Origin of the sequence: Georgenia deserti, assembly GCF_042680605.1 — a bacterium.
Lineage (GTDB): Bacteria > Actinomycetota > Actinomycetes > Actinomycetales > Actinomycetaceae > Allobogoriella > Allobogoriella deserti.
Map to the genome: position 1 here is coordinate 283,698 of NZ_JBHUEE010000005.1, position 23,098 is coordinate 306,795.

General features: G+C 69.2%; 21 protein-coding genes. 5 read left to right on the forward strand and 16 right to left on the reverse strand.

Translation table 11 applies throughout. From position 1 onward, the window contains the following. Positions 1 to 43 precede the first annotated feature (43 nt). Positions 44 to 799, forward strand: coding sequence for an SDR family NAD(P)-dependent oxidoreductase (locus ACFSE6_RS11440; RefSeq protein WP_388006768.1), 756 nt, complete (start codon positions 44 to 46; stop codon positions 797 to 799). Positions 800 to 920: 121 nt separating this feature from the next. After that, positions 921 to 2,378: an alanine/glycine:cation symporter family protein gene (locus ACFSE6_RS11445; RefSeq protein ID WP_388006771.1), complete on the forward strand. Its 1,458-nt coding sequence runs from the start codon at positions 921 to 923 to the stop codon at positions 2,376 to 2,378. Between the two features lie 43 nt (positions 2,379 to 2,421). Here the strand turns inward: ACFSE6_RS11445 and ACFSE6_RS11450 are convergent, their stop codons facing one another. The 7 genes from ACFSE6_RS11450 to pepE all read right to left on the reverse strand — a co-directional run bounded on the left by ACFSE6_RS11450 (position 2,422) and on the right by pepE (position 9,834). Then, positions 2,422 to 3,102 (reverse strand): AroM family protein, encoded by a 681-nt coding sequence (locus ACFSE6_RS11450; RefSeq protein WP_388006774.1) that lies wholly within the window; start codon positions 3,100 to 3,102, stop codon positions 2,422 to 2,424. Positions 3,103 to 3,140: 38 nt separating this feature from the next. After that, entirely contained in the window at positions 3,141 to 4,424 is a 1,284-nt protein-coding gene (locus ACFSE6_RS11455; RefSeq protein WP_388006777.1) for an alpha/beta fold hydrolase, read from the reverse strand. 12 nt (positions 4,425 to 4,436) lie between these two features. Further along, positions 4,437 to 5,504, reverse strand: coding sequence for a 2,5-dihydroxypyridine 5,6-dioxygenase NicX family protein (locus ACFSE6_RS11460; RefSeq protein WP_388006780.1), 1,068 nt, complete (start codon positions 5,502 to 5,504; stop codon positions 4,437 to 4,439). Between the two features lie 59 nt (positions 5,505 to 5,563). Next, a complete protein-coding gene (locus tag ACFSE6_RS11465; protein ID WP_388006783.1) occupies positions 5,564 to 7,258 on the reverse strand; it encodes an OPT/YSL family transporter in 1,695 nt (564 codons plus the stop codon). A gap of 40 nt (positions 7,259 to 7,298) precedes the next feature. Further along, positions 7,299 to 8,045 carry an IclR family transcriptional regulator gene (locus tag ACFSE6_RS11470; RefSeq protein WP_388006786.1) on the reverse strand — a complete coding sequence of 249 codons (747 nt, stop codon included), beginning with the start codon at positions 8,043 to 8,045 and terminating at the stop codon, positions 7,299 to 7,301. 132 nt (positions 8,046 to 8,177) lie between these two features. Then, on the reverse strand, positions 8,178 to 9,122 hold the full coding sequence (locus tag ACFSE6_RS11475; RefSeq protein ID WP_388006789.1) for a DUF1177 domain-containing protein: 945 nt from the start codon (positions 9,120 to 9,122) through the stop codon (positions 8,178 to 8,180). Between the two features lie 13 nt (positions 9,123 to 9,135). Next, positions 9,136 to 9,834, reverse strand: a complete 699-nt coding sequence (gene pepE / locus ACFSE6_RS11480; protein ID WP_388006792.1) for a dipeptidase PepE — start codon at positions 9,832 to 9,834, stop codon at positions 9,136 to 9,138. 229 nt (positions 9,835 to 10,063) lie between these two features. Between pepE and ACFSE6_RS11485 the strand changes: the two genes are divergently transcribed. Beyond that, a complete protein-coding gene (locus ACFSE6_RS11485; protein ID WP_388006795.1) occupies positions 10,064 to 10,942 on the forward strand; it encodes a hypothetical protein in 879 nt (292 codons plus the stop codon). A 121-nt stretch (positions 10,943 to 11,063) separates the two neighbouring features. Here ACFSE6_RS11485 and ACFSE6_RS11490 read toward each other — a convergent pair whose 3' ends face one another. The 5 genes from ACFSE6_RS11490 to ACFSE6_RS11510 form a co-directional block, all read right to left on the reverse strand. After that, positions 11,064 to 12,017, reverse strand: coding sequence for a U32 family peptidase (locus tag ACFSE6_RS11490; protein WP_388006798.1), 954 nt, complete (start codon positions 12,015 to 12,017; stop codon positions 11,064 to 11,066). Between the two features lie 14 nt (positions 12,018 to 12,031). After that, on the reverse strand, positions 12,032 to 13,189 hold the full coding sequence (gene dgoD / locus ACFSE6_RS11495) for a galactonate dehydratase (RefSeq protein WP_388006801.1): 1,158 nt from the start codon (positions 13,187 to 13,189) through the stop codon (positions 12,032 to 12,034). Positions 13,190 to 13,250: 61 nt separating this feature from the next. Beyond that, entirely contained in the window at positions 13,251 to 14,090 is an 840-nt protein-coding gene (locus ACFSE6_RS11500) for a carbohydrate ABC transporter permease (RefSeq protein ID WP_388006804.1), read from the reverse strand. Next, positions 14,080 to 15,009, reverse strand: a complete 930-nt coding sequence (locus ACFSE6_RS11505; protein WP_388006807.1) for a carbohydrate ABC transporter permease — start codon at positions 15,007 to 15,009, stop codon at positions 14,080 to 14,082. The genes ACFSE6_RS11500 and ACFSE6_RS11505 overlap by 11 nt, the downstream gene beginning before the upstream one ends. After that, the gene (locus ACFSE6_RS11510; RefSeq protein ID WP_388006810.1) at positions 15,009 to 16,310 is read right to left on the reverse strand and encodes an ABC transporter substrate-binding protein; all 1,302 of its coding nucleotides are present in this window, start codon (positions 16,308 to 16,310) and stop codon (positions 15,009 to 15,011) included. The genes ACFSE6_RS11505 and ACFSE6_RS11510 overlap by 1 nt, the downstream gene beginning before the upstream one ends. A 202-nt stretch (positions 16,311 to 16,512) precedes the next feature. On the opposite strand from ACFSE6_RS11510, the gene ACFSE6_RS11515 reads away from it, so the two are divergent. Together ACFSE6_RS11515 and ACFSE6_RS11520 are read left to right on the forward strand one after the other, a co-directional pair. Continuing rightward, complete coding sequence (locus tag ACFSE6_RS11515) at positions 16,513 to 17,307, forward strand: IclR family transcriptional regulator (RefSeq protein ID WP_388006813.1); 795 nt, start codon at positions 16,513 to 16,515, stop codon at positions 17,305 to 17,307. 88 nt (positions 17,308 to 17,395) lie between these two features. Then, complete coding sequence (locus ACFSE6_RS11520; protein WP_388006816.1) at positions 17,396 to 18,313, forward strand: hypothetical protein; 918 nt, start codon at positions 17,396 to 17,398, stop codon at positions 18,311 to 18,313. A gap of 90 nt (positions 18,314 to 18,403) precedes the next feature. On the opposite strand, the gene ACFSE6_RS11525 is transcribed toward ACFSE6_RS11520, so the two are convergent. The 4 genes from ACFSE6_RS11525 to ACFSE6_RS11540 all read right to left on the reverse strand — a co-directional run bounded on the left by ACFSE6_RS11525 (position 18,404) and on the right by ACFSE6_RS11540 (position 23,037). Next, positions 18,404 to 20,116 carry a hypothetical protein gene (locus ACFSE6_RS11525; protein WP_388006819.1) on the reverse strand — a complete coding sequence of 571 codons (1,713 nt, stop codon included), beginning with the start codon at positions 20,114 to 20,116 and terminating at the stop codon, positions 18,404 to 18,406. 320 nt (positions 20,117 to 20,436) lie between these two features. After that, complete coding sequence (locus ACFSE6_RS11530) at positions 20,437 to 21,420, reverse strand: ABC transporter ATP-binding protein (RefSeq protein WP_388006822.1); 984 nt, start codon at positions 21,418 to 21,420, stop codon at positions 20,437 to 20,439. Next, entirely contained in the window at positions 21,417 to 22,238 is an 822-nt protein-coding gene (locus ACFSE6_RS11535) for an ABC transporter permease (RefSeq protein WP_388006825.1), read from the reverse strand. The genes ACFSE6_RS11530 and ACFSE6_RS11535 overlap by 4 nt, the downstream gene beginning before the upstream one ends. Then, entirely contained in the window at positions 22,231 to 23,037 is an 807-nt protein-coding gene (locus tag ACFSE6_RS11540) for an ABC transporter permease (protein ID WP_388006828.1), read from the reverse strand. Before ACFSE6_RS11540 ends, ACFSE6_RS11535 begins: the two co-directional genes overlap by 8 nt. Positions 23,038 to 23,098: the final 61 nt, after the last annotated feature.

The window sequence follows — 23,098 nt, forward strand, 5'->3', positions numbered from 1 at the left end:
GTGGGCGGGGGCGCCTTCCCGCCTCGACTGAGGAGAGGGCTCGATGACAGATCAGCATGCCGTCGTCGTGGTGACCGGCGGCGGACGCGGGATCGGTGAACACCTGGTCCGGGCGTTCGCCGCCGATGGGTGCCGTGTGGTCGTCGCCGACGTCATCGACGAGGGCGACGCGCTCGCGCGCGAGCTGTCCGAGGCCGGAAGCGAAGTGTCGTTCGTGCGCACCGACGTCGGCGACGAGCAGGCGGTGGGGGCGCTCGCCGACGCCTGCCGCGAGCGGTACGGCCACGTCGACGTGCTCGTCAACAACGCTGGGATCTACCAGGATCTCGGGCGCAAGCAGCCGTTCGAGGAGATCGAGGTCGCCGACTTCGAGCGGGTGCTGCGGGTCAACACGATCGGCGTCTGGCTTGTCACCAAGGCGCTCGTGCCGCTGATGCGCGCCCGCGGCGCCGGCCGGGTGATCAACACCGCCTCCTCCACGGTGCACATGGGGGTGCCGAACTTCGTGCATTACGTCGCGTCCAAGGGCGCGGTCATCGCCATGACGCGGAGCCTGGCGAAGGAGCTCGGTCCGGACGGGATCACCGTCAACGCCATCGCCCCGGGGCTGGTCGAGACGGAGGCGACCCGCGCCCTCAACGATCCCGACTATCTGCCCGTCGCCGCCGGCCAGCGCGCCATCGCCCGGCCCATGACGCCGGAGGATCTGGTGGGCACGGTCCGGCACCTGGCCTCGCCGGGCGCGTCCTTCGTCACCGGGCAGACCCTCATCGTCGACGGCGGAGTGACGTTCGCGTAGGCCGGAGACGGCCGGCCAGTCGGCAGGTGAGTGTGACGCTCACCAGGATGGCCCATAGCATTGCGGACCAGCTCCGACTCCAATGCCGGAGTCCGCCGACGACGGAAGGACCGTTCCGCTCATGGAGAGCTTCCAGGAAGGGCTCGCCACGTTCAACGACGGATTGTGGCTGTGGCTCCTCGTGCCCGTCCTCGCCGTGATCAGCCTCTATTTCACGATCCGGTCCGGCGTCGTACAGATCCGGCTGCTGCCGGACATGCTGCGCGCCATCGTGGCCAAGCCACAGCAGGAACCGGGCCGCGGCAAGCCGGTCTCCTCCTTCCAGGCGTTCGCGATCTCGGCGGCGGCGCGGATCGGCACCGGCAACATCGTCGGCGTGGCCACCGCGATCGCGCTCGGCGGGCCCGGCGCCGTCTTCTGGATGTGGCTCATGGGAACGCTGGTCGGCGCCGCGAGCTTCGTCGAGGCCACGCTCGCCCAGCTCTACAAGGTCAAGGACGGGCCCGACTACCGCGGCGGTCCCGCGTACTACATGGAACGCGGCCTGCGGGCGCGCTGGATGGGCGTGCTGTTCGCGCTCGTCATCATCATGACGTTCAGCTTCGCGTTCAACTCGGTGCAGTCGAACACCATCAGCGGCGCCATCGGCACCTCGGTCGACGCCGTCGCCGGGCAGACGCCGAGCTGGCTCGCACCGGTGATCGGCGTGGTGCTGGTCGTCCTCGTGGGCGCCATCATCTTCGGCGGCCTGCACCGCATCGCGCTGACGGCGCAGATGCTCGTGCCGCTCATGGTCGTCATCTACGTGGTGCTCGGCGTCGTCGTCATCGCCCTGAACCTGGACCGTGTGCCCGGTGTGGTCGCCCTGATCGTCGAGCACGCCGTCGGGATCCGGGAGATGGCGGGGGCCGGCATCGGCATCGCGTTGTCCCAGGGTGTGCGCCGTGGCATGTTCTCCAACGAGGCCGGCCTCGGCTCCGCCCCGAACGCGGCCGCCACGGCCACCGTCACCCACCCGGTCAAGCAGGGGCTGGTGCAGACGCTCGGCGTGTACGTCGACACCCTCATCGTCTGCTCGATCACCGCGTTCATCGTGCTGGTCTCGAACCCGTCCTACGGGGCGAACGCCGGTCCGACCATGACGCAGGAAGCACTGGAGACGAACCTCGGCGGCTGGTCGCTGCACCTGCTGACGGTGATCATCCTGCTCATCGCGTTCACCTCGGTGCTGGGCAACTACTACTACGGCGAGTCCAACGTCGCCTTCCTCACCCGCAACCGCGGCGTGCTCGGCGGCTACCGGGTGGTCTTCCTCGTCATCGCGTTCCTCGGCGCCATCGGCTCGGCCGAGCTGGTCTGGAGCCTGGCGGACACGACGATGGCGATCATGGCGCTGGTCAACCTCGCCGCGATCCTGCCGTTGAGCTCGGTCGCGTTCCGGTTGCTGCGTGACTTCGTCGCACAACGCCGGCAGGGCCGGGATCCGGTGTTCACGCGCGACCGGCTGCCGGGCGTGTCCGGGATCGAGTGCTGGGAGCCGAGCACGGAGGCACCGCAGGAGGCCGGGCGCCGGGTGTGACCCGGCCCGGCCAGGGCCACGCCCGTCCGTCCCGGGCGGACCCCTACAGCATGGTGACGATGAGCCGCGCGGCGACGTCGCGAGCCGTGACCACCCGCGTGTTCCCGGCAGCGTCCTGTGCCGCCGCGCACATGCGGCGGTCGTAACCGATGCAGTCCATGACCAACAGGTCGCACGCGGGCGCGAGGGTCGCGGCCGCGGCAGCGATCGCCTCGAGCGTGTCCGTGTACGGGCTGGCGGAGGTCACGGCGCTCGGCCGGAGACCGATCGAGGTCTCCCAGTGGTCGTAGGCGTCGGCCGCCTGCTCGGGCAGCGGGGAGAGGACACCGAGCCGGCGCTCGCGGAAACCGGACAGCAGGGCGCGGACGCCGTCGTGCGCGAGGCGCTCCGCGAGGAAGAGCGGCCTGGTGTGGGCGACGTGCGGGAACGCGCCCGTGCAGACGATGAAGCTGACGTCCGCGCCGTCGGACTCGGCGCGGGCTACGGCAGTCTCGACGAGGCCGACGGCGTGATCGTGCCCGAAGACGGCGGAGCTTCCGTCACGCAGCCGCGAGGTGAGGGCGTGCTCCCCGGGGCGCGGCCGCAGCCGGGCGATCTCGTCGTGATCGAGCTCGTCCAGGGCGCCGTACTCGACCAGCTCCGTGCCGGGCGGGATGAGATCACGGATCTCCGGCGTCAGGTCCACGCGCGGTGACTGCCCGATGGTGACGACGGCGAGCTTCACGATCCCTCCTTGCTGAGCCGGTGGTTCACGGGCCGAGCTCAGCGGCGCAGGACGGTGAGCAACCGGTCCAGCAGGTTGCGCCCGTCCGCCCGGATCCCGTCGTGCTGGTACTCGTTGGTGACCAGCGTGCGGATGCCGCTGATCGCCTCGGCCGTGGCGAGCGAGGTCTCGCGGGGCACGAACATGTCGTCGTGGTAGATCGCCGCGGCCACCGGCACCTCGTTCGCAGCCAGCGCCTCGACGTCGTACAACGGCGAGAAATCCTCCTTCGCGGCGAGGATCTCGGCCGCCTCCCGCAGCGGGACGAGGGCCGGATCCTCCTCGAACTGCCACGGGAAGATGTGCTCACCCGTCAGCAGCGGCTGCTCCGCATCCACGGAGAACTCCGGCAACGAGCGGCGCACACGGTCGGCCGCCCACGCCGTCGCACCGCCGGAGAGCGGTCCCTGGGCGTAGATGGTCTCGTGCATGACGGCGTACAGCGGGTTGGCGGCGAAGGAGACCACCGAGCCGACCTCCCGGAGGAACCGCTCACGCAGCCGCCTCGTGCCGCGCACCGTGGTGAACGGGTCCTCGAGCAGGTAGTGCAGCCCGTCGAACCCGCTCGACGAGCCGAGCTGGATGCCGACCTGCAGGAACCGCCGCACCGACAACGGCTCCCCGGTCGGCAGCAGTTCCTCGGTGGCCCGCAGGTGGTCGGCGACGGTGCGGATCGTGCCCACGTCCATGGGGTAGCGGGCGGCGAACTCGGCGTTGCGCCGTGCGGTGCGCTCGAACGTCAGCCGGTACACGTCGTCGGCCGGGCCGGTCAGTGCGGGTAGCCCGGCCGTGATGAGCACCTCGCGCAGGCCGTGCGGCGCCCGGGAGAGGTAGGCCGTGGCGAGGAAGCCCCCGTAGGACTGCCCCAGGACGGTCCACCGATCCTCGCCCAGCGCCTGCCGCAGCAGCTCGGCGTCGGCCACGATCGAGTCGGCCCGGAAGTGCGTGAGGTACTCGGCCTGCGCCGCGCCGTCGCCGATCTCGGCCAGACTTTGGCGATCGGCCGGCGCCGACAGGCCGGTGCCACGCTGGTCGAGCAGGACCACGCGGTAGTCCTCGAGCGCCCGGTCCAGCCAGCCGCCGATCGCGTCCGGCCGGTTCGCACGGTTGCCGGGCCCGCCCTGGAACCACACCAGGCGGGGCCGCCGCTGCCCGCCGTCGCGGACGAACTCGCGGGCGAAGATCTCGAGGGAGCCGTCGGCGGCGCCGGTGTGGTCGAGCGGGACGGTCAGCACGTGCTCGTGGACGTCGTGCCCGTCGATCCGGTAGCTGGTGGTCTCCATGTCCTCAGCCTCTCAGTAGCCGTCCACGCCGAGGCGGCGGCAGATCTCCACCAGCTCGGGGTGGATGTAGCGCCCGTCCTCCTCGAGGGCCACGCCGTCGACGTAGATCGACGGAGCGAGGTTCGAGCCGTCCGAGTGGGCCGGTGCCACCCACGGCTCCCCGCCGATCCACGCACCCTTGGTGCCGATGCCGAACTCGACGCAGCCGAAGACGCGCTCGTCCTCGACGATGCGGCCCGTCGACTTCGTCACGCCCGGGTTGTACCCGAGCGACCAGTGCGCCACGCGGTACATGTTGGGGTCCTCCTGCGCGGCGAGCCAGGAGCGGTAGACGTCGGCGTCGCGGCCCTGACCGGAGACGTCGGTGACGACGCCGTTCTCGACCGTCAGGGTGATGGGGTTGCTGACCAGGCCGTTCTCGTCCGGCGGCCAGACCGCGCCGTCGAAGACGATGGTGCCGTTCTGGCTCTCCTCGATCGGGTTCCAGGAGATCTGGCCGGCGAGCATCACCGACATGCCGGGCTTGTCGGCCGGGATGCCGCGCACGTGGATCGGGCGGTCACCGGTGCGGCCAGTGATGTCCATGCCGTTGCGGGACGTGATGCGGATCTGCTCGCCGGCGCTCATCAGCTCCACGAGCTTGTCGCCGAGCTCGCGGACGCCCTGGTAGTCCACCTTGGCGACGGTGTCGACGAGCATCTGCACGTCCAGCCCGGTCAGGCACGTGTATCGGGTGCCGCGTTCCATCGCGGCGCGGAAGGCGTTCGAGTGCATGATGTAGCCGAGTTGCAGCTCGATCCACACGTCCGCGCCCAGTGCCGCGCCGGCCACGGGTGCCGGCGGTTCGACGGCGGAGACCCACCGGGTCTCGTACCGCACGATCACAGGGTGCGCGCCGACGGCCTTGGCGGCGCCGCCGAGCAGTTCTGCGACGCGCATGTCGGAGGAGGTGTCGGTGGTGATGAGGACGTTCTCGCCCTCCGTCACGCACATGATCTCCTCGATGAGCTTGCGGGCGCCGACGAACGCCTCGAAGGAGAGGTAGTCGCTGCGGGACTCGACGCGGTTGGTGACCTCCATGGGGTCCTTTCTGGTCGTGCGGTCAGGAATCGGTGTAGCGGTCGACGGCGGGCGGGCGGCTACTGGCGCACGATCGTTCCCATCGAGGCGACGGCGTCGCCGGCGATGAGCCCGGCGCCGACGAGGGTGAGGTCCTCCTCGGCCTTCGTGCCCTTGGTGTGCCGGACGATGATCCGGATCAGCAGGGCGGCGAAGACGAGCCAGCAGGCGTACGGGGAGGAGATGAGCAGGCCGGTGGCGAGCATGACGCCCATCTGCCGGCTCGAGCCGCCCACCGCCTGGATGAGCGCGCCGGGCACGGCCCAGATGAGCAGGTTCGAGACGGCGTCGGGGTTGGTCAGCCCGGCTTCGACGGTCTCCGCGAAGACCACGGAGACCGGCGGCAGCAGCCCGTCCTCGAAATAGGACTGCCAGAGCAGGCCCACGACGACCAGCGCGACGACGAAGCCGATGATCGCCGAGTAGTACTGCTGCTTGCGGCCGGACATCTCGTAGGCGGAGTAGCCCGGGCTGCGGGAGTGGATCCGGCGCAGCACCCACCCGGCCTTGAAGTCGTAACCCATGTCCGCGAACGCCGGGCCGGTGGCGGCGCAGTAGCCGACGAGGACCACGAGCGGGATCTCCGGCAGGCCGATGACCAGGCCGATGACGAGGAAGATGAGGGTCACGGCGAAGGCCGGGAACCACCCGGAGTGCATGGCCGCCAGGCCGACGATGATCTCGTGGACGAACGCCGCGACGGCGGCGAACACCACCCACCCGATCAGGGCGGGGACGGACATCTCGGTCGCGATCCCGGAGACGACTGCGAGGAGCACGGCCACGACCATGAACAGCACGACGCCGGAGCCCAATCCGCGGCCCAGCTCGCGCGGGCTGCGGGTGTGAGCCTCGGCCGGGTCGGGGCCGGAGCCGGGGCCGATCTCGCCCGCGTTGTTCGTGCTCTCCCCGTCGGCCGTCGTCTCCTCGGCGGCCGTGCCGCCGGAGGTCTTGCGGCGGTTGCTCAGGATGACGATCGCCTGGACGAGGGCGACGACGCCGGCGCCGATCATGACGCCGTGCGGGATGTAGTTGTCGGAGAGCGAGACGTTCTCCAGCCCGGGGATCACCGGCGAGTACTGATTGATCATCAGCCCGACGCCGAACATCAGCAGCGCCACGACGTTGCCGATCAGGGCCACACCCGCGGCGGAACCGCTGAGGCTGAACCAGGCGAGGACCGCCCCGACGACGCCGGATCCGAGCAGGATCTTCGCCCGCCGGCCACCTTCGTCACCGGCCTTGATGGTCTCCGCAGCCGCGATCCCGGGCGGCCAGGCGGCGGTGGCGGGCAGGAAGCGGGAGCCGAACGTCTGGTACAGCACCCAGGAGTCCACGGCCAGGCCCGCGGCGGCCCCGACGAGCAGCGGCCAGATGAGGTCCGCGCGGCCGAACGCCCAGCCGATTGCGATGGGCGTCAGCAGGGCGTTCGCCGCACCGAAGGTGGCCGAGGAGATCGCCGTCTGGGCGAGGTTCTGCCGGTTCGTGTCCCGGAAGCGGTGGAATCCCCAGATCCCGGCGCGGCCGATGAGCATGGCGACGAGCGCTCCGATGACGGAGGTGTTCGCCGAGATGCCGAGCGTGGTCACCAGGTGCAGGCCGATGAAGGCGCCGAGCACCGACAGGACGACGGTGACGACGAGGGTGCGCGGTGCGAAGGCGCTCGGGTGGGACGGGGGCGCGGTCGACGGGGATCGCGTGGTCTCGTGCGACATGGTGAGTCTCTCGATTCCTGCGTGCTGAGGGGCACGCGGGTCAGGGGTGGAGGGTCTCCCCGATCCGAGCGGCGCCGGCGAGGACCGCGGCGACGATCTCGTCCGTGGTCCGGCGCATGTACTCGGGGGGCCCGAGGACGCTGACGGAGCCGAAGACCGTGCCGTCGCGCAGCACGGGTGCGGCGACCGCCATGACGCGGGCGTCGAACTCGCCCTCGGTGATGGCGTAGCCGTCCTCGCGCACCTGCTTGTGGCGGGCGCGCAGGTCGGTCACCGTCTCCTCCTCCGGCTGGTGGCCGTCGGCGCCGAGCAGGTCGGCGGGGGAGACGGTGGGGTGGAACGCGAAGATCGCGTGTCCGGTGGCGCCCTGGTGGCCCGGGTAGGACCGGCCCAGAGCGGTGGCGTAGCGGACCATCCCGGGCCCTTCGCAGGCTGCGATGGTGCGGTAGCGGTAGCCGTCGGGCACGCACACCACGGTCGACTCGCCGGTGGCGGCCGCGAGGTCCTCCAGGTGCGGTTCCAGCTGGTGGCGCACGCCGGGGCTGCGCTCGGCGCGGTGGCCGAGCTGGACCAACGCCGGGCCGAGCGTGTAGCGGCGGCTGGCCGGATCCATCACGGTGAACCCGTGCAGGGCGAGCGTGGCCAGCATGCGGTGCACCTGGGACTTGTCCATGCCGAGCTCGGCGGCCAGCTCGGTCACGCCCCGTGAGGGACGGTCCTCCGAGAAGGCGCGCAGCACCTGCAGGGCGCGGCTGACGGTGAGGAGTTCACCGGGGCGGGCAGGCATGGAACCTCCGTTGCGATGTGCGGGACGACTGTCCCGATATCAGTACCGTGTCATGGCTCGTGTGACGTCGGTATGACGTGGCGGGTGCCCGGCGGCGGCGATGGTGCGGCACCGCCGGGCACGGGACCTGGGTCAGCGGCCGGCCGTCTGCAGGTGCGTCGCGGGCCCGTAGAGTTCGACGAGACGGGCGTACTCCTCGGTGTCGTGGAAGGCCAGGGAGCCGGCGCCGAACCGCTTGGCCACCTCCAGGGCGTAGCCGGCCGCCAGGGCGATGTCCGTCTCGTGGCTGGCACCCGTGGCCGAGCCGGCGACCGCGGTCTCGGTGGTCAGGGCGACTCCGACCACGGGAACGTCGGCGGCGACCGCCGGCTGGAGGATCGAGTTGATGTGGTACAGGCCGTTGCTGTACGGGGTGATGTCCTGGGTGGAGAGCGGGAACACCTGGGCGGCGATACCGCACACCGTCTCGTAGACCGCCACCAGATCCGGGCTGACCGGGAGGATGTACCCCTGGCGGACGGTGGGGGAGATGGCGATGCCGCGGTGGTTGATGACCCGGTTGCCCTTGGTGGTGTCGATGGAGACGATCGCGTCCATCTCCGGCAGGACCTCGTTGGTGTTCATGGCGTCCATGTCCACCGGGGAGTCCATGAACGGCACCGGGTCGTGCGGGCGCGTCGGCGCGGTCGGGCACACGTGGGTGCCGACGACGACGTCGCCCGGCAGCTGGTCGCCGCGCCGCAACATGTCCAGCAGCTTGGCGGCCAACGAGAGGGCCGCGGTGGCGCCGTCGCCGTCCGAGACGTAACCGATGAGCTCCGGGCGCGCGCCGATGCCGCCCAGCCGCCCGACGACGCCGAGGGTTGGCGCGTCCCCGCCGGTGCTCTTGCCGCGCGAGCCGGGCACCGTCACGGTGACGAAGTCGGTGCTGCCCTTCTCGCCGGTGACCGTGGTGGAGGTAAGGGTCACGTCGCCGACGCGGCCGCCTGCGATCTCGCGCAGCGCCGAGACGACGGCGTCACCGCTGGCGGCGGGGTCGTCGAGGAGGTCGAGGGTGTGCAGGACGTGATTGAGCATGGGGTCCTTCCGTTCAGCGGAGCAGGTGGCTCAGGTCGGTTCCGGTCGCGATCTCGGTGGGCTGGCCATCACGGGCGAAGAAGCGGGCGCCGGTCGGTTCGCCCTCGAGGGTGAGGGTGTCGCCGCGGCGGCGGAGCCAGGTTCCCTCTCGCATGCCGAGCACCGGTCCGGGGTTCTCCTCGAGGAACTGCAGGAGTCGCAGCTCGCGGGTCTCGCCCTGGTGGGTCGAGGTGGGATCGGGATCGAGGTAGTGCGGGTTGATCTGGAACGGGACCAGCTCGAGGGTCCGGAACGACGGGGGCTCGACGATCGGCATGTCGTTGGTGGTGCGCAGCGACGGCGTCGCCACGTTGGTCCCAGCGGAGGAGCCGAGGTAGGCGGCACCGCCGAAGACCGCGTCGCGGATGGCGCTGATCAGGCCGCGGCGGTGCAGGTTGTCGGCGAGCCGGAAGGTGTTGCCACCGCCGACGAAGACGGCGGGTGCGCCCTTGACCAGGCTCGCCGGATCTCCGGTGTGGGCGCCGGTGACCGTGATGCCGAGGGGTTCCAGAGCGCCGGCGACCTGGGCGGTGTACGCGTCGTGGTCGGCCAGCGCGTACGGGACGAAGACGATCTGACGCGCGCCGTCGAGCACGTCCACGATCGCTTCCCGGGCGTGCTCGAGATAGCCCTTGCCCGGTGCGCTCGAGTTGGACAGGAGGAGCAGGTTCATCACATCTCCGTGCGGTCGGTGACCAAAGTGGCGGGGCCAATGGCGGCCCACGATGCTCCTCATCACCGCGACTGCGTAGCCCTGTTCCGATATGTGAGCCACTCGTTGCAGTTAACGCAACCGTAACGCGGTGCTGCCGGCGGGCCCGTTCGTCGCTCGGACGGGCGTGTGCCCAGGTCAGCGCGCAGGCGATGGTGGCGGGCAGGCGGCTGCCGATAGCGTCCGCGAGATGACACATCAGCAGGGGGCAGATCAGCCGTTCGCGCCGCAGCAGGGTCCGCCGTCGGGTCCGCCGGTGTGGCACTCACAGAGCGCGCCGGCGCCGTGGGGTAGCGGCGGGCGGGACCGCTCGGCACCGTGGGCGATAGCGGGTGTGATCGTCCTGGCCGCGAGCATGTGGTCGGGCGTGCTGCAGGAACTCGTGCTGCGCGACCTTGATTTCGGGTTCACTCAGCACAACGTCTTCTGGGTGATGGCCACGGCCGGCGTGTGGGCGACCGCGGCCTGGGGCGCCGCGGCCGCGATCGCCAGGTCCGGCGCGGTCCTTGTGATCGCGACCGTGGCCGGCGGCCTCCACCTGCTGACGTTCGCCGTCATCATCGTGGTGCAGACGGTGCTGGGGGCCTACGAGGAGCTCGTGATCGAATCGTTCCGCGGTCTCGCGCTCGTGGCTGCGTCGATGGTGGCGGTCGTGCTGGGTTTCCTCGCGTGGCGGCGTGATCGTGCCGGCCGATCATCCGCGGTCCTCGCCGTACCCGGCCTGCTGCTCGCGCTGGCTGCGACTGTGGCGAGCGACCTGGCCCGGTTGATCGAGTTCGGCACCGAGGGGGATGCGCTGTGGCTGCTGGCCACCCAGAGCTACACGCTGGTCTTCTTCGTGACCATGCTGCTGCTCGGGTTGCGATCGGCGGTGACGCGATGGATCGCCGTGGCGGCGGCGCTCACCGGACTCGTGCTGCACGGCTCCGGGCTGATCCGTATCGCCGGGGACGGCGCAACTCCCGCCGTCGTCCTGATCGCGCAGGGCCTGTACACCGTCGCGTACCTTGTCGCGGCGGTATGCGGCGTGGTCGCCGCGCTGCGGACCCGCAGGTCGGGCAGGGTGTAGCGCCTTCGGACGGATGCGGCAGGCCCGGCCGGTCCGACGCCGGAGGCGCTGGCGGTCCGATGCCGCAGGCCCGTAGGCCGGGCTGCGCGTGGAGCGCGGCCCGCCGGCCTGGCGCCGCCACTCAGGACGTCAGGGCGCCCGTCCGTTCCGGGACGGCGACGCCGGCACTGCCGATACCGGACATGCGCGCCTGGACGCCGCTGTCCCGCAGAAGCTCCAGCCCGACCGCCGCGCGACGGACACGCTCGATCCCCAGACGGACGTTGAGGTCCTCGAGATGATGTCCGCTCGGGTAGACGTCCGCGTGGTTGCGTAGTCCGAACTTGAGATAGACGGGCGCGAGAACACGGACGAACCCGGGGACCTCCTGGTGCCGGATGAATCCACCGAGGGTGTCCGGGGACTCGACGTACATGTCGATCGGGACGGACGTCGTCGTGCGGATGCCGGCGAGCTTGTTCATCGGCAGGCCCGGCGGCACGTTGATGGAGCCGGCCCCGAGGCGCTCGAGCTGGGCGGCGGAGACCGGGTTGGGCGCCATGAGCTGGACCGAGACCTTGAGGACGAAGTCCGGGGACAGGACGCCCTCCGCCTTCATCGCCGAGGCGACCTCGAGGAGGCCCTCGTCGGCGACGAGCGCGCCCCGCACGCCGAGCTCGTTGGCGCGGATCAGGTCCGCCATCGCGTAGACGAGCTGATCCGTGCCCTCGTGCCGCGCGCCCAGGATCGCGCCCGTGGGCGTGCGAGCCTGCGCGCTCGGGTCCCAGCCGGCACGCGGGCCGACGAAGAGGCTGAGCTCGATCTGTCGGTCGCGGCAGATCTCGGCCATCGCGCGGATGTCCTGCTCCAGGGTGAGGGCGATGCCGGACCCCGAGGAGACCCGATGGACGGGTACCTCGAGCCGGTCCGCCTCGGCGAGCACCGCCTCCAGGCACCGGGGCCCTTCCACGCTGGGGATCTCGACCCGGTAGTGGCCGCCGTCGGGAAACGTCTTGCCGGACTCCGGGACGGAAGCCTCGTCCTGCGGGTATCCGAGCGCCCCGAGGAAACGGCGCGCGATCTGCTCACGAGGCATGGTCGTGCTGTCGGTTACCAAGGAAGTAGTCCTCCATCTGTGTGATCGCGCCAGGTCGGGAGCGTCCATCCGCCGTCGAATTCCGGCTCGTCCTGCGGCCGGTCCAGCAGCTCCATCCCGAGGCCGGGCCCGGTCGGCAACTCGACGTAGCCGTCGCGTACCTCGAACGGCGTCGCCACCACGCCCTCGCCGAGGAACTGCTGCTCCTGGGCGACGAAGGAGGGGACGGTGGCGGTGAGGTGGACGCTTGCGGCGAGGTTGACCGGGCCGAGCGGGTTGTGCGGTGCGAACCCGGCGTAGTACGTCTCGCCGAGAGCGGCGATCTTGCGTCCTTCGCTGATCCCGCCGCAGTGCGCGAGGTCCGGCTGGAGCACGCTCGCGGCGCCCCGCTCAAGGACGTCGCGGAACTGCCACCGGGTGAACAGCCGCTCGCCGGTCGCGATCGGCACGGGCGACTTCTCCGCGATCCGCGCCATGGCGGGGACGTTCTCCGGGAGGCAGGGTTCCTCGACGAACATCGGCTGGTACTCGGCGATCTGCTGGATGACGGCCAGCGCGACGTCGGGCGTGGCCCGGCCGTGGAAGTCGATCGCGATGTCGACGTCGTCGCCGACCGCCTCGCGCAGAGCCCGGAACCGCTCTCCCTGCCACCGCACGTATGCCCGGCTCTCGATCTGCCGTGCGGGCCCGGGCAGCGCCGTCTTGATCATCGTGAAGCCGTCGGCCGCGGCCTGCCGCGCCCGCTGGGTCAGCAGCTCGATGTGACGGTCACCCTGGTCCAGCGTGAACGGTCCGTGGTCCTCGACCTGGACGTGCTGGTACAGCCGGATCCGCTCACGCACCGCGCCGCCGAGGAGCGCGTGCACCGGCGCGTCGTGATGCTTGCCGAGGATGTCCCACAGTGCCTGGTCGACGGCGGACATCGCGCTGGCGAGGATCGAACCGCTCGGATAGAACGTTCCGCGGTACAGCTCGTGCCAGATCTTCTCGATCCGCCGCGGATCCTGACCGATGAGATAGTCGGAGAATTCGCGTAGGGCGACCTCGACCACCCGTGCCTTGCCCTCCAGGCAGGCCTCACCGATGCCGACGATGTGCTCGTCCGAGGTGTGAACCTTGAGGAAGGAGTACTTGGGAGCGACGTGGACGACCTCGAGTCGCGTGATCTTCATCAATTCACCATTCGTCGTTTCTCTGCCGAGCCTTGTGCCCGGCCGGTCGCGGGCGTGCGCCTCACCCCTTGACGGCCCCTCCGGTCAGACCGGTGATCAGGTGCCGCTGCAGGAACCCGAAGATGAGCAGCATCGGCACCAGTGCGTACAGCGACGCCGCCATCAGGTCGTTCCACAGGATGCGGTACTGGCCCACGAGGTTCCCGATCCCGACCGCCACGGTCTGGACGTCCTCACTCTGGGTCAGGACCAGAGCGAACACGTACTCGTTCCACCCGGTGATGAACGCGTAGATCGCGGTGGCCGCGAGAGCCGGCAGGGCGAGGGGCAGGACCACGTACGCGAAGGTCCGCAGCCGCCCGAGGCCGTCGATGGAGGCCGCCTCGTCGAGTTCACGCGGGATCCCTTGGAAGAACCCGTACATCATCCAGGTGCACAGCGGGATGGTGAACGAGCTGTAGGTGATCACCAGGGAGAGGACGGTGTTGACCAGTCCGAGCCGCTGCACGATGTGGTAGTAGGGGATGAGCAGCATGATCGACGGGAACATCTGCGTCACCAGGAGGAACACGAGGAACGCGCCACGCCCCGGGAAGGTGAAGCGTGCGATGCCGTATCCGGCCAGGGCCGAGAACCCGACGGCGATCAACGTGGACGAGCCCACCGCCACGATCGAGTTCTGGAAGTACTGCAGGAACGGGTAGTCCGTCCAGACGCGGATGAACGCCTCGAGGGTCGGTTCCTGCGGGATCCAGGTCGGTGGGGTGCTGAACACCTCGGTGTCGTTCTTGAACGACGTCGAGACCAGCCAGCCCAGCGGGATGAGGACGACGGCCGCACTGATGACGAGGAATCCGTACAGCAGGGTCTTGGAGGACAGACGCCTCAGATCAGCGCTCATCACGGATGACCTTCCGATACAGGCCGGCGGCGGCGAGGCAGATGGCGAAGACGATCGCCGCATAGGCCGCCGCCTGGCCGAAGTTGAAGTTCTGGAACGCTTCCCGGTAGATCGAGATGCTCACGACGCTCGTCGCGTCCACCGGCCCGCCGCCGGTCATGAGCCAGACGATCGTGAAGTGCTTGAACCACCAGACCGTTTCGAGGATGACCGTCACCAGCAGGACCGGTGCCAGCCCCGGCAAGGTGATGTGCAGGAAGGACTTGACCTTGCCGGCGCCGTCGATGGAGGCGGCCTCGTACAGCTCCGCCGGGATGGACTGCAGCCCGGCCAGCAGCAGGACCATGACGAGCGGGAACCCCTTCCACACGGACGCGAAGATCACGCTCGGCATCGCGAGCGCGGGACTCTCCAGCCAGCTGACGGGCTGGTCGATGATCCCCACGCCCATGAGGATGTGGTTGAGGATCCCGTAGACGGGGTTGAGGATCCATCGCCACAACAGGGCGACGACCACCTCGGGGAAGAGCCACGGCAGCAGCAGGATGATCCGGAACAGCGAGACGATGAGTCCGCGCCGGTTGAGCGCCAACGCCAACGCCATGCCGACGACGTGCGTGCCTGCGACGACCAGGACGGCGTAGACCAGCGTGGTCCAGACACTGCCGAGGAAGGCCGAGGACGTCACGGCGCGCTCGTAGTACTGCGGGCCGACGAAGTCCCACTTGTTGACGAGGTTCGTGTCGAAGACGCTGATGTACAGCCCGTACAGCAGCGGGTAGGCCACCAGCAGCGCCATCAGGATGATGGCGGGGGAGACGAACCCGTAGCCGGCCCGGGCGTCCCGGCCGAACAGTGGCCGCCGCTCTCCCGGTGGCGCCGCCCTCGACCGCACGCGGCGAGTGGTGACTGCGGACATCAGGAGTTCTCGATCTCCTGCTCGGCGCGGGCGGCGGCATCGGCAGCGGCCTGCTCCGGCGTCTTCTCGCCGGTGATCACCGACTGGTAGTTCTCGGCCGCGATGAGCTGGAGGTTCGAGTAGTAGGGAACCTGCGGCATCACGAAGGCGTGCTCGGCGGCGTCGAGGAAGCCGGCGAGCTCGGGCCGGTCCTCCCGGACGGTCTCGGCGGCGTCCGTGCGGGCCGGCATCCGGCCGGTCGCCTCGTTCCAGGCCACCTGGTTCTCCTCGTTGAGGATGAACCGGAGGAACTCGGCGGCCTCCTCCTTGTGCTCGCTCGTCGAGGAGACGGAGAAGCCGAGCATGCCGAGGGACGAGGAAGACTCCTGTCCAGGAGCGGTCGGCAGCGGGACAGCCGCGAGATTGCCCTCCAGGTCCGGGTTCTGGTCGATGATGGCACCGGTGCTGTGCGAGCCCGTCACCATCATGGCGGCGGTGTCGTTGGCCATGTGGCTGATCGCCTCACCGTAGGAGGTCTGCAGCGGACCGGGCGGGACCAGCCCGCCGTCGACCAGGTCGCCGTAGAGCTCGAAGGCCTGCGTCGCCTCGGGCGTGCCGAACTGCGTAGCCCAGCTGTCTCCGGACTCGACAAGCTCGGCGGCCCCGAACGTGCGCATGATGGGGATGAACCGGGAGCCGCCGGAACCGTCGTTGCTGCCGACCAGAGCGAAGCCGTACCGGTCCGGCGTGCCGTCGCCGTTCTCGTCGACGGTCAGTTCCTCGGCGACCTCCCGGAACTCGTCCCACGTTGTGGGCGGTTCGAGGCCGGCCTCTTCGAGGAGGTCACTGCGGTAGAGCAGCGCCATCGGGATCGTGAAGAAGGGAGCGAACTGGAGGTCGCCGTCGATCCGGGCCTGCTCCAGGGTCTCCGGCTGGAATCCGGAGACCCAGTCCTCGCCGAGGAGCTGATCCAGCGGCTCGACGATCCCGAGCTCGTTCGCCTGGGCGTAGAACTCGGGGGAGTTGGTGAAGACGTCCGGGACGTTGCCACCGGTCGCCATCGTGGTCAGCTGCGTGTACAGATCGTTCATCGGTGTTCCGATGAACTCGATGGTGATGTTCGGGTGCTCGGCCATGAAGGCTTCGGCCTGAGCTTCTTCGGCCTCCCGCTCCGGGCTCTCGACGACGGTCGCCGACATCACGCGGAGCGTGACCTGGCCGTCGCCGTCCCCGGAATCGCCCGAGCCGCCGGCCCCGCACGCGGCGACGGTGAGGCTCACCGCCACCAGGGAGGCCATTCCTATCGAGGTCTTCTTCCGCATCATTTCTCACCTTCGAGCTTGTCGACGGGTTCATTTGCCGGGGCGCGAGCACTCGCGTCCCGGTGACTGCTTCGGGTGGTGTGCCGGCACGTAGCTGCGTTGCGGCTCGAGGAGAACCTCACGCCCGGTGGCCACACTTCACTCGGCCGTCCCAAAGAGTTCAACGCAATCCCACAATGCGGGACCGGCGTAAGGTGGCCCGGTGAACGGACACAAGGCCGGGACGGTGCCGCCCGGAACTCAGACGCTGGCCCGCGGACTTGCCGTGCTACGCGCGGTCGCCGGCGGAGCGCACTCCCTCAACGACGTCGTCGAGAGTTCCGGTGTGGGCCGCAGTACGGCGCACCGGCTGTTGCAGCTTCTCGAGCAGGAGGGGTACGTCGAGCGGCGCACCGCCGGGTACGTCCTGGGTCCGGCGCTGATCGAGTACGGATTCCTGGCGTTGAGCAACAACCCGGTGCCCGTGGTGGCGAGGCCGGTGCTCGAGGACCTGGCGAGCACCTACCAGGACACGGTCCATCTCGGCATCGTCGACGACGGACAGGTGCTGTACCTGGACAAGATCGCCGGCTCGCGGGGCCCGGTGGCCAACTCGCGGATCGGGCATCGGATGCCGTTGACGAGAACCGGCATCGGTAAGGCACTGATCCTCGATCGCACCGAGCACTGGGAGTCGTTGTACCGCGCCGACCACGAAGGTGAGGACGGCCTCGAATCAGGTCTGGCCGACTTCATCCGGCGGATGGAGGGCTACCGCGAGTCCGGGACGGCGATGGACCTCGAGGAGAACGAGCAGTGGATCCGGTGCGTCGCGGCACCGGTGCGCAACGGGGGTGGACGGATCGTGGCGGCCGTGAGCATTTCGGCGACCCGTCCGTACTTCCCACCTGCACGGATGCGCGCCCTCGTCCCGGTGATGCGCGACGCCGCGCACGCGATCTCGCGCAAGCTCGGCCAGCCGCAGCGTGGGAGCGAGGTTGCTCACCCGCGCCGGTGACGGTGGACTCGCCCCTGGGGCAGTGAAGCGGATGGGAGCCGGCGAAAATCCGCTGCCTGAGATGTCGGGCCGCTTCTACCGTGTCGCCATGTCAAACGCCGAGGGCCGTCCGTCCGACCGGATCTGGTCGAGGTTGCCCACGAGCTCACGCGACCTCCTGTGCCGAGAACTGTCGCCGACGGACCTGCAGAGTCTGTTGCTCGACGTGGCGCGGGAACGAGCTGAGGCCGTGACGCCGGCGCGGCTCGCTCAGCGGTGGCAGGCCAATCGGTTCGTGCGTCCGGCCGGCACGGATCCACGGCGTCTGACGGCGCTGGAGGCGAGGCTCTGGCAGTTGTTGCCGGACGAGTTCGATGGCCTCGAGCTCTCACCGGTTGCGCCGCTGGGCACGTGCATGGCGCTCGGGGCCGCGCACCAGAACCGCGTGGTGAGCACCATGCGGTCGAGTGAGGTGGTCAGCGACGCCACCAACGTCCTTGCCCTCGAGGCTGCGGCCCGCCGCCGTGCCGGCGCTCCGGTGGTGCACCTGGCCGCCTGCCACCGCCAGCTCCGCGCCCAGCAGTTCGACGCCGGCGCCCCGAGTCACTTCAAGCTGTTCACCTTGGTCTCGAGCGCGCGTGATCGTGGCGCGGCCCAGACCGAGGCCGACCTGCTGATCGCGCATATGAGGTACTGGCGGGACGTGCTGGTGACCGTACTGACCGACGCTGCCTCACAGATCACCTACAGCGTCTTCGACAACCCGGCGCTGACCGAACGCCTCGCGGATAGCGTGCTGCCGGGTGTGACCGGCGAGCCGGGGTCGGCGCCCGCGCTGGTGGCCGATCATGCGCGGACCAGGGCGAGGGGCTACTACACCGAGGGCGCCCTGCTCATCACGGCCGGCACGGCTGAACTCGGCGACGGCGGCTTCACCGACTGGACCGCACAACTCCTCGCGGATCGCAAAGAGCGGTGCCTGATCTCGTGCCTGTCCACCGAAGGGCTGCTGGCGTTCAGCGAGTAGTTCGCGGTTGGCTCCGAAAGGTGCTGTTGCCGACAAGTCATTTGGTGAAATGAAATCTAACCTCGTTCCGGTGACGATTAGCTGAAATCGCTAGAAAGGGCGAGGTCTACTGGGTGAGAGCGCCGAGCGGGCGATACTACGAGCATGCGCAGTTCGTGGCACGACAGTGTGACGAGCGACGAACCAGTCATCGTCAAAGTCACGTGGCCGCGTCCCGCACCCCCCGTCTCCGCAACCTGTGACAGTTCGTCCGGGCGTGGAAATGCTTGGGTCGTCCAGGAGGCGAGCGCGCGCGTTCCGCCCCTTCCGTACCTTTGATGCGACGAACAAAGCTGGGGCGGCGAAGAGCCACGACGGCAATCTATCCAACACTTCGCGCGGACCCGTTCCTGAGCAGACCGCTACGACCGCAAACATGACTGTTGCGAATGCGACAGTCGCTGCAGCCCGCTGAGAAAAGGAGTCAGCTTCGATGTGATCAAACAATAGAATCGAGAGAAGCAGCGGCTGCGCATACAGCAGTACGAGGCCGGTTGCACGTGCCGGACCGCGATGGCCGAGCACGAAGAATGCGATCGGGACTAGAACAAGCAACTCCCCGACGACCCACGTACCAGCGTCCACGGTCGAATTCGCCGATGAGCCTGTGATGCTCATGACAGGAAGCACGACGGTGCCGATTGCCGTGGCCACGAGCACGCCGGCAAGTCGAACCTTCGTGCCGCTCGTACAGCGACTCGGGTTGAGCGGGCCGAGGCGTGCTCGCCGAGCGTGACGAAGCGCGCGCTTCGGCACCGTATTGAGGCCAAGCCCTTCGCGAGCAATGACCCGGAGTGGGCCACTGCCCGACTCGCCCAACGCCAGCAGGGTCCCGAGAACAATCACCCAAAGAGTGACGCCGAGTGCGACGACGGCGCGCATTTCGTGTGGCGTCGCGGGAAAGAGAGCAGCCATGAGACCGATGAACACGGAAGCGGGAACGGTGCCGAGCATGACGGCCCCACCGGTCATGAACGTACGGGTGGCCCCGGTTCTGCGGGCCGAGCCGGAGCAAAAGGTGCGGGTCAACGACCACACGATTACTCCCAAAGCCGGCAACCACAACGCCAGGATCTGCAGTTTGGCGTTGGTCGGTGCGTTGCGTCCAGCGGCCCAACACACGGGTGCTATCGCGAGCAGCGCTACCCACCAGAGCGTGGCAGCCCACTGACGGTGGAATCGCGACGCCTGCTCCACCCGGGGACGTCGGCCGGCCAGCACGCTTCGTCTCTGTGCCCGGCCGAGCGCGTGGCCTATGTGGTCACGTTTGTTGACGGCTGCCAGGGACCGCACTGCCGTCAGCAAACCCCACAACATCAGGAGGATCGCCGCCGCGAACAAGAGCACACCTCCTGCTCCCGCGATCGACCAGATCCCGGCGATCCCCGTCATCAGTGCCAACGCAGCGCACGACAGCGCCGCAACGAACTCGGCAACGAGGGTCCATTCCAGCCAGGCTCGAGCGCGGACGTCGGCGGACACAACAGTGCGCCCGCGATCCTTCGCCATCAGCCCATCCATGCGCCTGGATACCTGATGCAGGGAAACGGTGATCGCAACGATCAAGGTCGCGAGGATGGCCAGAACCGTCCATCCGTGTTCCGACACGGCCGGGGCCAATTCCCGCATGGCGTCCGGGATCTGCGCCCAGAGATTGCCGTTCGACTCGCCTACTTGCCCGGTGATGTAGAGCGCGAATACGGCTGCCTGGCTGGGAACGAGTACACCAGCGAGCACGAAGTAAGTAGCGAGGCTCGATTGCACTTCTCGGCGGTACCACTGTGCAAGGCAGTCATCACAGAGACTTCTTCGAGTGCCGGTGCCGTCGACCACCACAGTGAGACGTCTCTCGCTCAGCCATCTAGGGCGCACTCCTTCTCGCCTTTCTGTACTCAGTTCCTCAACCGTCGCTGACGGATGTCACTGACCAAGCAACCAGACGCCACCGACACGGCCGACGGCAACGGCCGTGCGAGGTCGCGAGTATCGCCATCGGCCTGCCGGTCTACGTGTGCGTTTCTGCGCGCACGAAGGTTCGTGCACCTCGGCGAAGGACTTTCGCTGAGGCGGCTACTCCAGGGCCCTCACCGTCGCGCCGCGTAGATCCTGCGCACCACGTCCTCGATGTCCGGCTCCTCGATCGTGAGGTCGCGGACCTCGGCGCGGGCGGAGACCGTGGCGAGCACCCGGGCCACGGTGGTCGCGCCGTCGTCCAGCGCGAGGCGCTGGCGCAGCCCACTGCCCTCGGACTCGAGATGACGCGTCCCGGGGATCCCCGTCAGGTCCCCGCTCGTCTCGACCAGGTCGATCACCAGCACCCGCTCGGCGCCGACGGTCCGGGACAGACCGGGCAGATCGCCGTCGTAGGCCACGGTCCCGTGGTCGACCACGAGGACCCGCTCGCACAGCCGCTCGACGTCGCCCATGTCGTGGGTGGTCAGCAGCAGCGTGGTGCCGTGCTCGCGCCGTTCGGTGATGAGGAAGTCGCGTAAGCGCTGCTTGGAGAGCACGTCGAGGCCGATGGTCGGCTCGTCGAGGATCACCAGCCTGGGGGAGTGGAGGAGGGCCGCCGCCACCTCGGCGCGCATGCGCTGGCCGAGCGAAAGCTGTCGCACCGGAGTCGCCAGGAACTCGGACAACTCGAGCTGGTCGATGAGCTCGTCCGTGCGGCGTCGCTCCTCCTCGCGCGGGAGCGAATGGATCGCCGCGAGGATCCGGAATGACTCGCGCACCGGCAGGTCCCACCACAATTGGGAGCGCTGCCCGAAGACCACGCCGACCTGCCGGGCCAGCCGGCGACGCTCCGGAACCGGCCGCAGACCGCAGGTGCGTGCCCACCCCGAGGTCGGGACGAGGATGCCGGTGAGCATCTTGATCGTCGTCGATTTTCCCGCGCCGTTGGCGCCGATGTACCCCACCGCCTCCCCGGCACCGATCTGCACCGAGACGTTGTCCACGGCGGTGACCGTCCGCCGTCGCAGGCCGTCCCGGACGCTGAATCGCCGGGTCAGGCCCTCGGTCTCGATGATCGGGTCCGTCTCGGTCGCCGTCGTCGCCGGTGCACTCATCCGCCGCCTCCTCGGTAGTGGTGGACACCCCATCGCCAGCACAGCAGCGCCATGCCCCAGGACCACAGCGCAGCCACCGGTGTGCACCAGCCCAGCCAGGGTGGCATCCACTCGGTCCCGGGCAGGTCGAGCAGGACGACGGCGGGCAGGAAGCCGGTGAAGGCCATGGGGAAGAAGAAGCCGAAGACCGCCTTGACCGGCCGCGTCCACACCGACGCCGGCTGGCTGGCGGCGTAGCGGCCGCCGTAGACGAACGCGTTGGTCATCTCGGCGCCGTCGATGAGGAAGAACTGCAGCCCCGCCGCCCAGACGAACATCGCCGAGAAGGTGAAGAAGCCACTGACCAGTGCCAGCACCAGCATCCCGACGGCGGCCGGCCCCCAGGAGATGTCGTTGAGCACCAGCCCGGCCACCAACGCCGCGAGACCGATGAGCGCGCGTGCCAACCGGCGCAACGAGATGTCGGAGGTGACGAGCTGCAGCAACAACGGCTGGGGCCGCAGGTAGAAGACGTCGAGCGTGCCGGCCCGGATGTAGGTGGGCAGCCGGTCGCAGTGCCCGAACGTCATGTCGGCGAGCGAGTAGCACAGGTCGGCCAGGCCGAAGACGAGGAGGATCTCGGTGAACCGGAGTCCGCCGAGCTCGACGACGTTGTGGAAGAGCACCCACACCTCGCCGAGCTCGATGATGCCCACGAGCAGCGAGCCGCCGAGGTCGAGCAGGAAGTTCGAGCGGTAGGACGCCTGGGATCTGGCCCGCGAGGCCAGGACCGCGCGGTAGGGGCGCCACCGCTGCCGCAGTGAGAGGGCCTCAGCCACCTTGCACCTCCAGCCGCCGGCGTCCGGCTCTGGTCATGAGGTGTCCGGCCGCGGCGATGACCAGCAGCCATCCGAGCTGGGCGGCCACCAGCTGCAGCGAGGTGGACAGGTCTACGCGGCCGGAGAGCACGTCGATCGGGTACATGAGGATCGAGGGGAACGGGGTGGCGTGCGCGATCGCCTCGAGCCAGCCCGGGAAAAGGGCGATCGGGACGAACAGCCCGGCGAAGAACCCGGAGACCACCATGTACAGCATCTGGATGCCGCGGGTCTCGACCAGCCAGAACCCCGAGGCCGCGATGAGGTAGACCAACGCGGAGGAGATGACGATGCCGAGCACCACGCTGACGAGGCCCAGCAGGTAGGCGGACGGGTAGTCGGGCATGGACATGCCGACGACGAGCGCTCCGATGATCACCGACGGGATGCCGCGGGGGAGCAGCGCGAAGAGGGACTGCCCGAGCTCGGTGACGATCGCGGCGCCCTGGACGTCCACCGGCCGGAGGAAGTCGACGGCGACGTCGCCCTTCTTGACCCGCTCGGCCATGTCGCTGCCGCCGAAGAGGTTCACCGAGCCGAGCAGGCCCTGGGACAGCCAGACGTAGGAGCTCATCAGGCCGGTGTCGTAGCCGGCGAGCTCACCACCGGCGGCCTCGACGGTGGCGAAGAGGATGGCGACCTTGAGGAGGCCGAAGGTGGCATTGGCCACCAGCCCGCCGAGTGCGGCGAGACGGTAGGTGGATTGGCGGCGGAAGCCCGCCACGAGGAGTCGCCAGTAGACCCGGATGGTCGCGCGCACAAACGCGAGAAACTAGTACGGCCTGCTGGGTGGTGCAATGGATTTCTTGCCGGCACCTGTG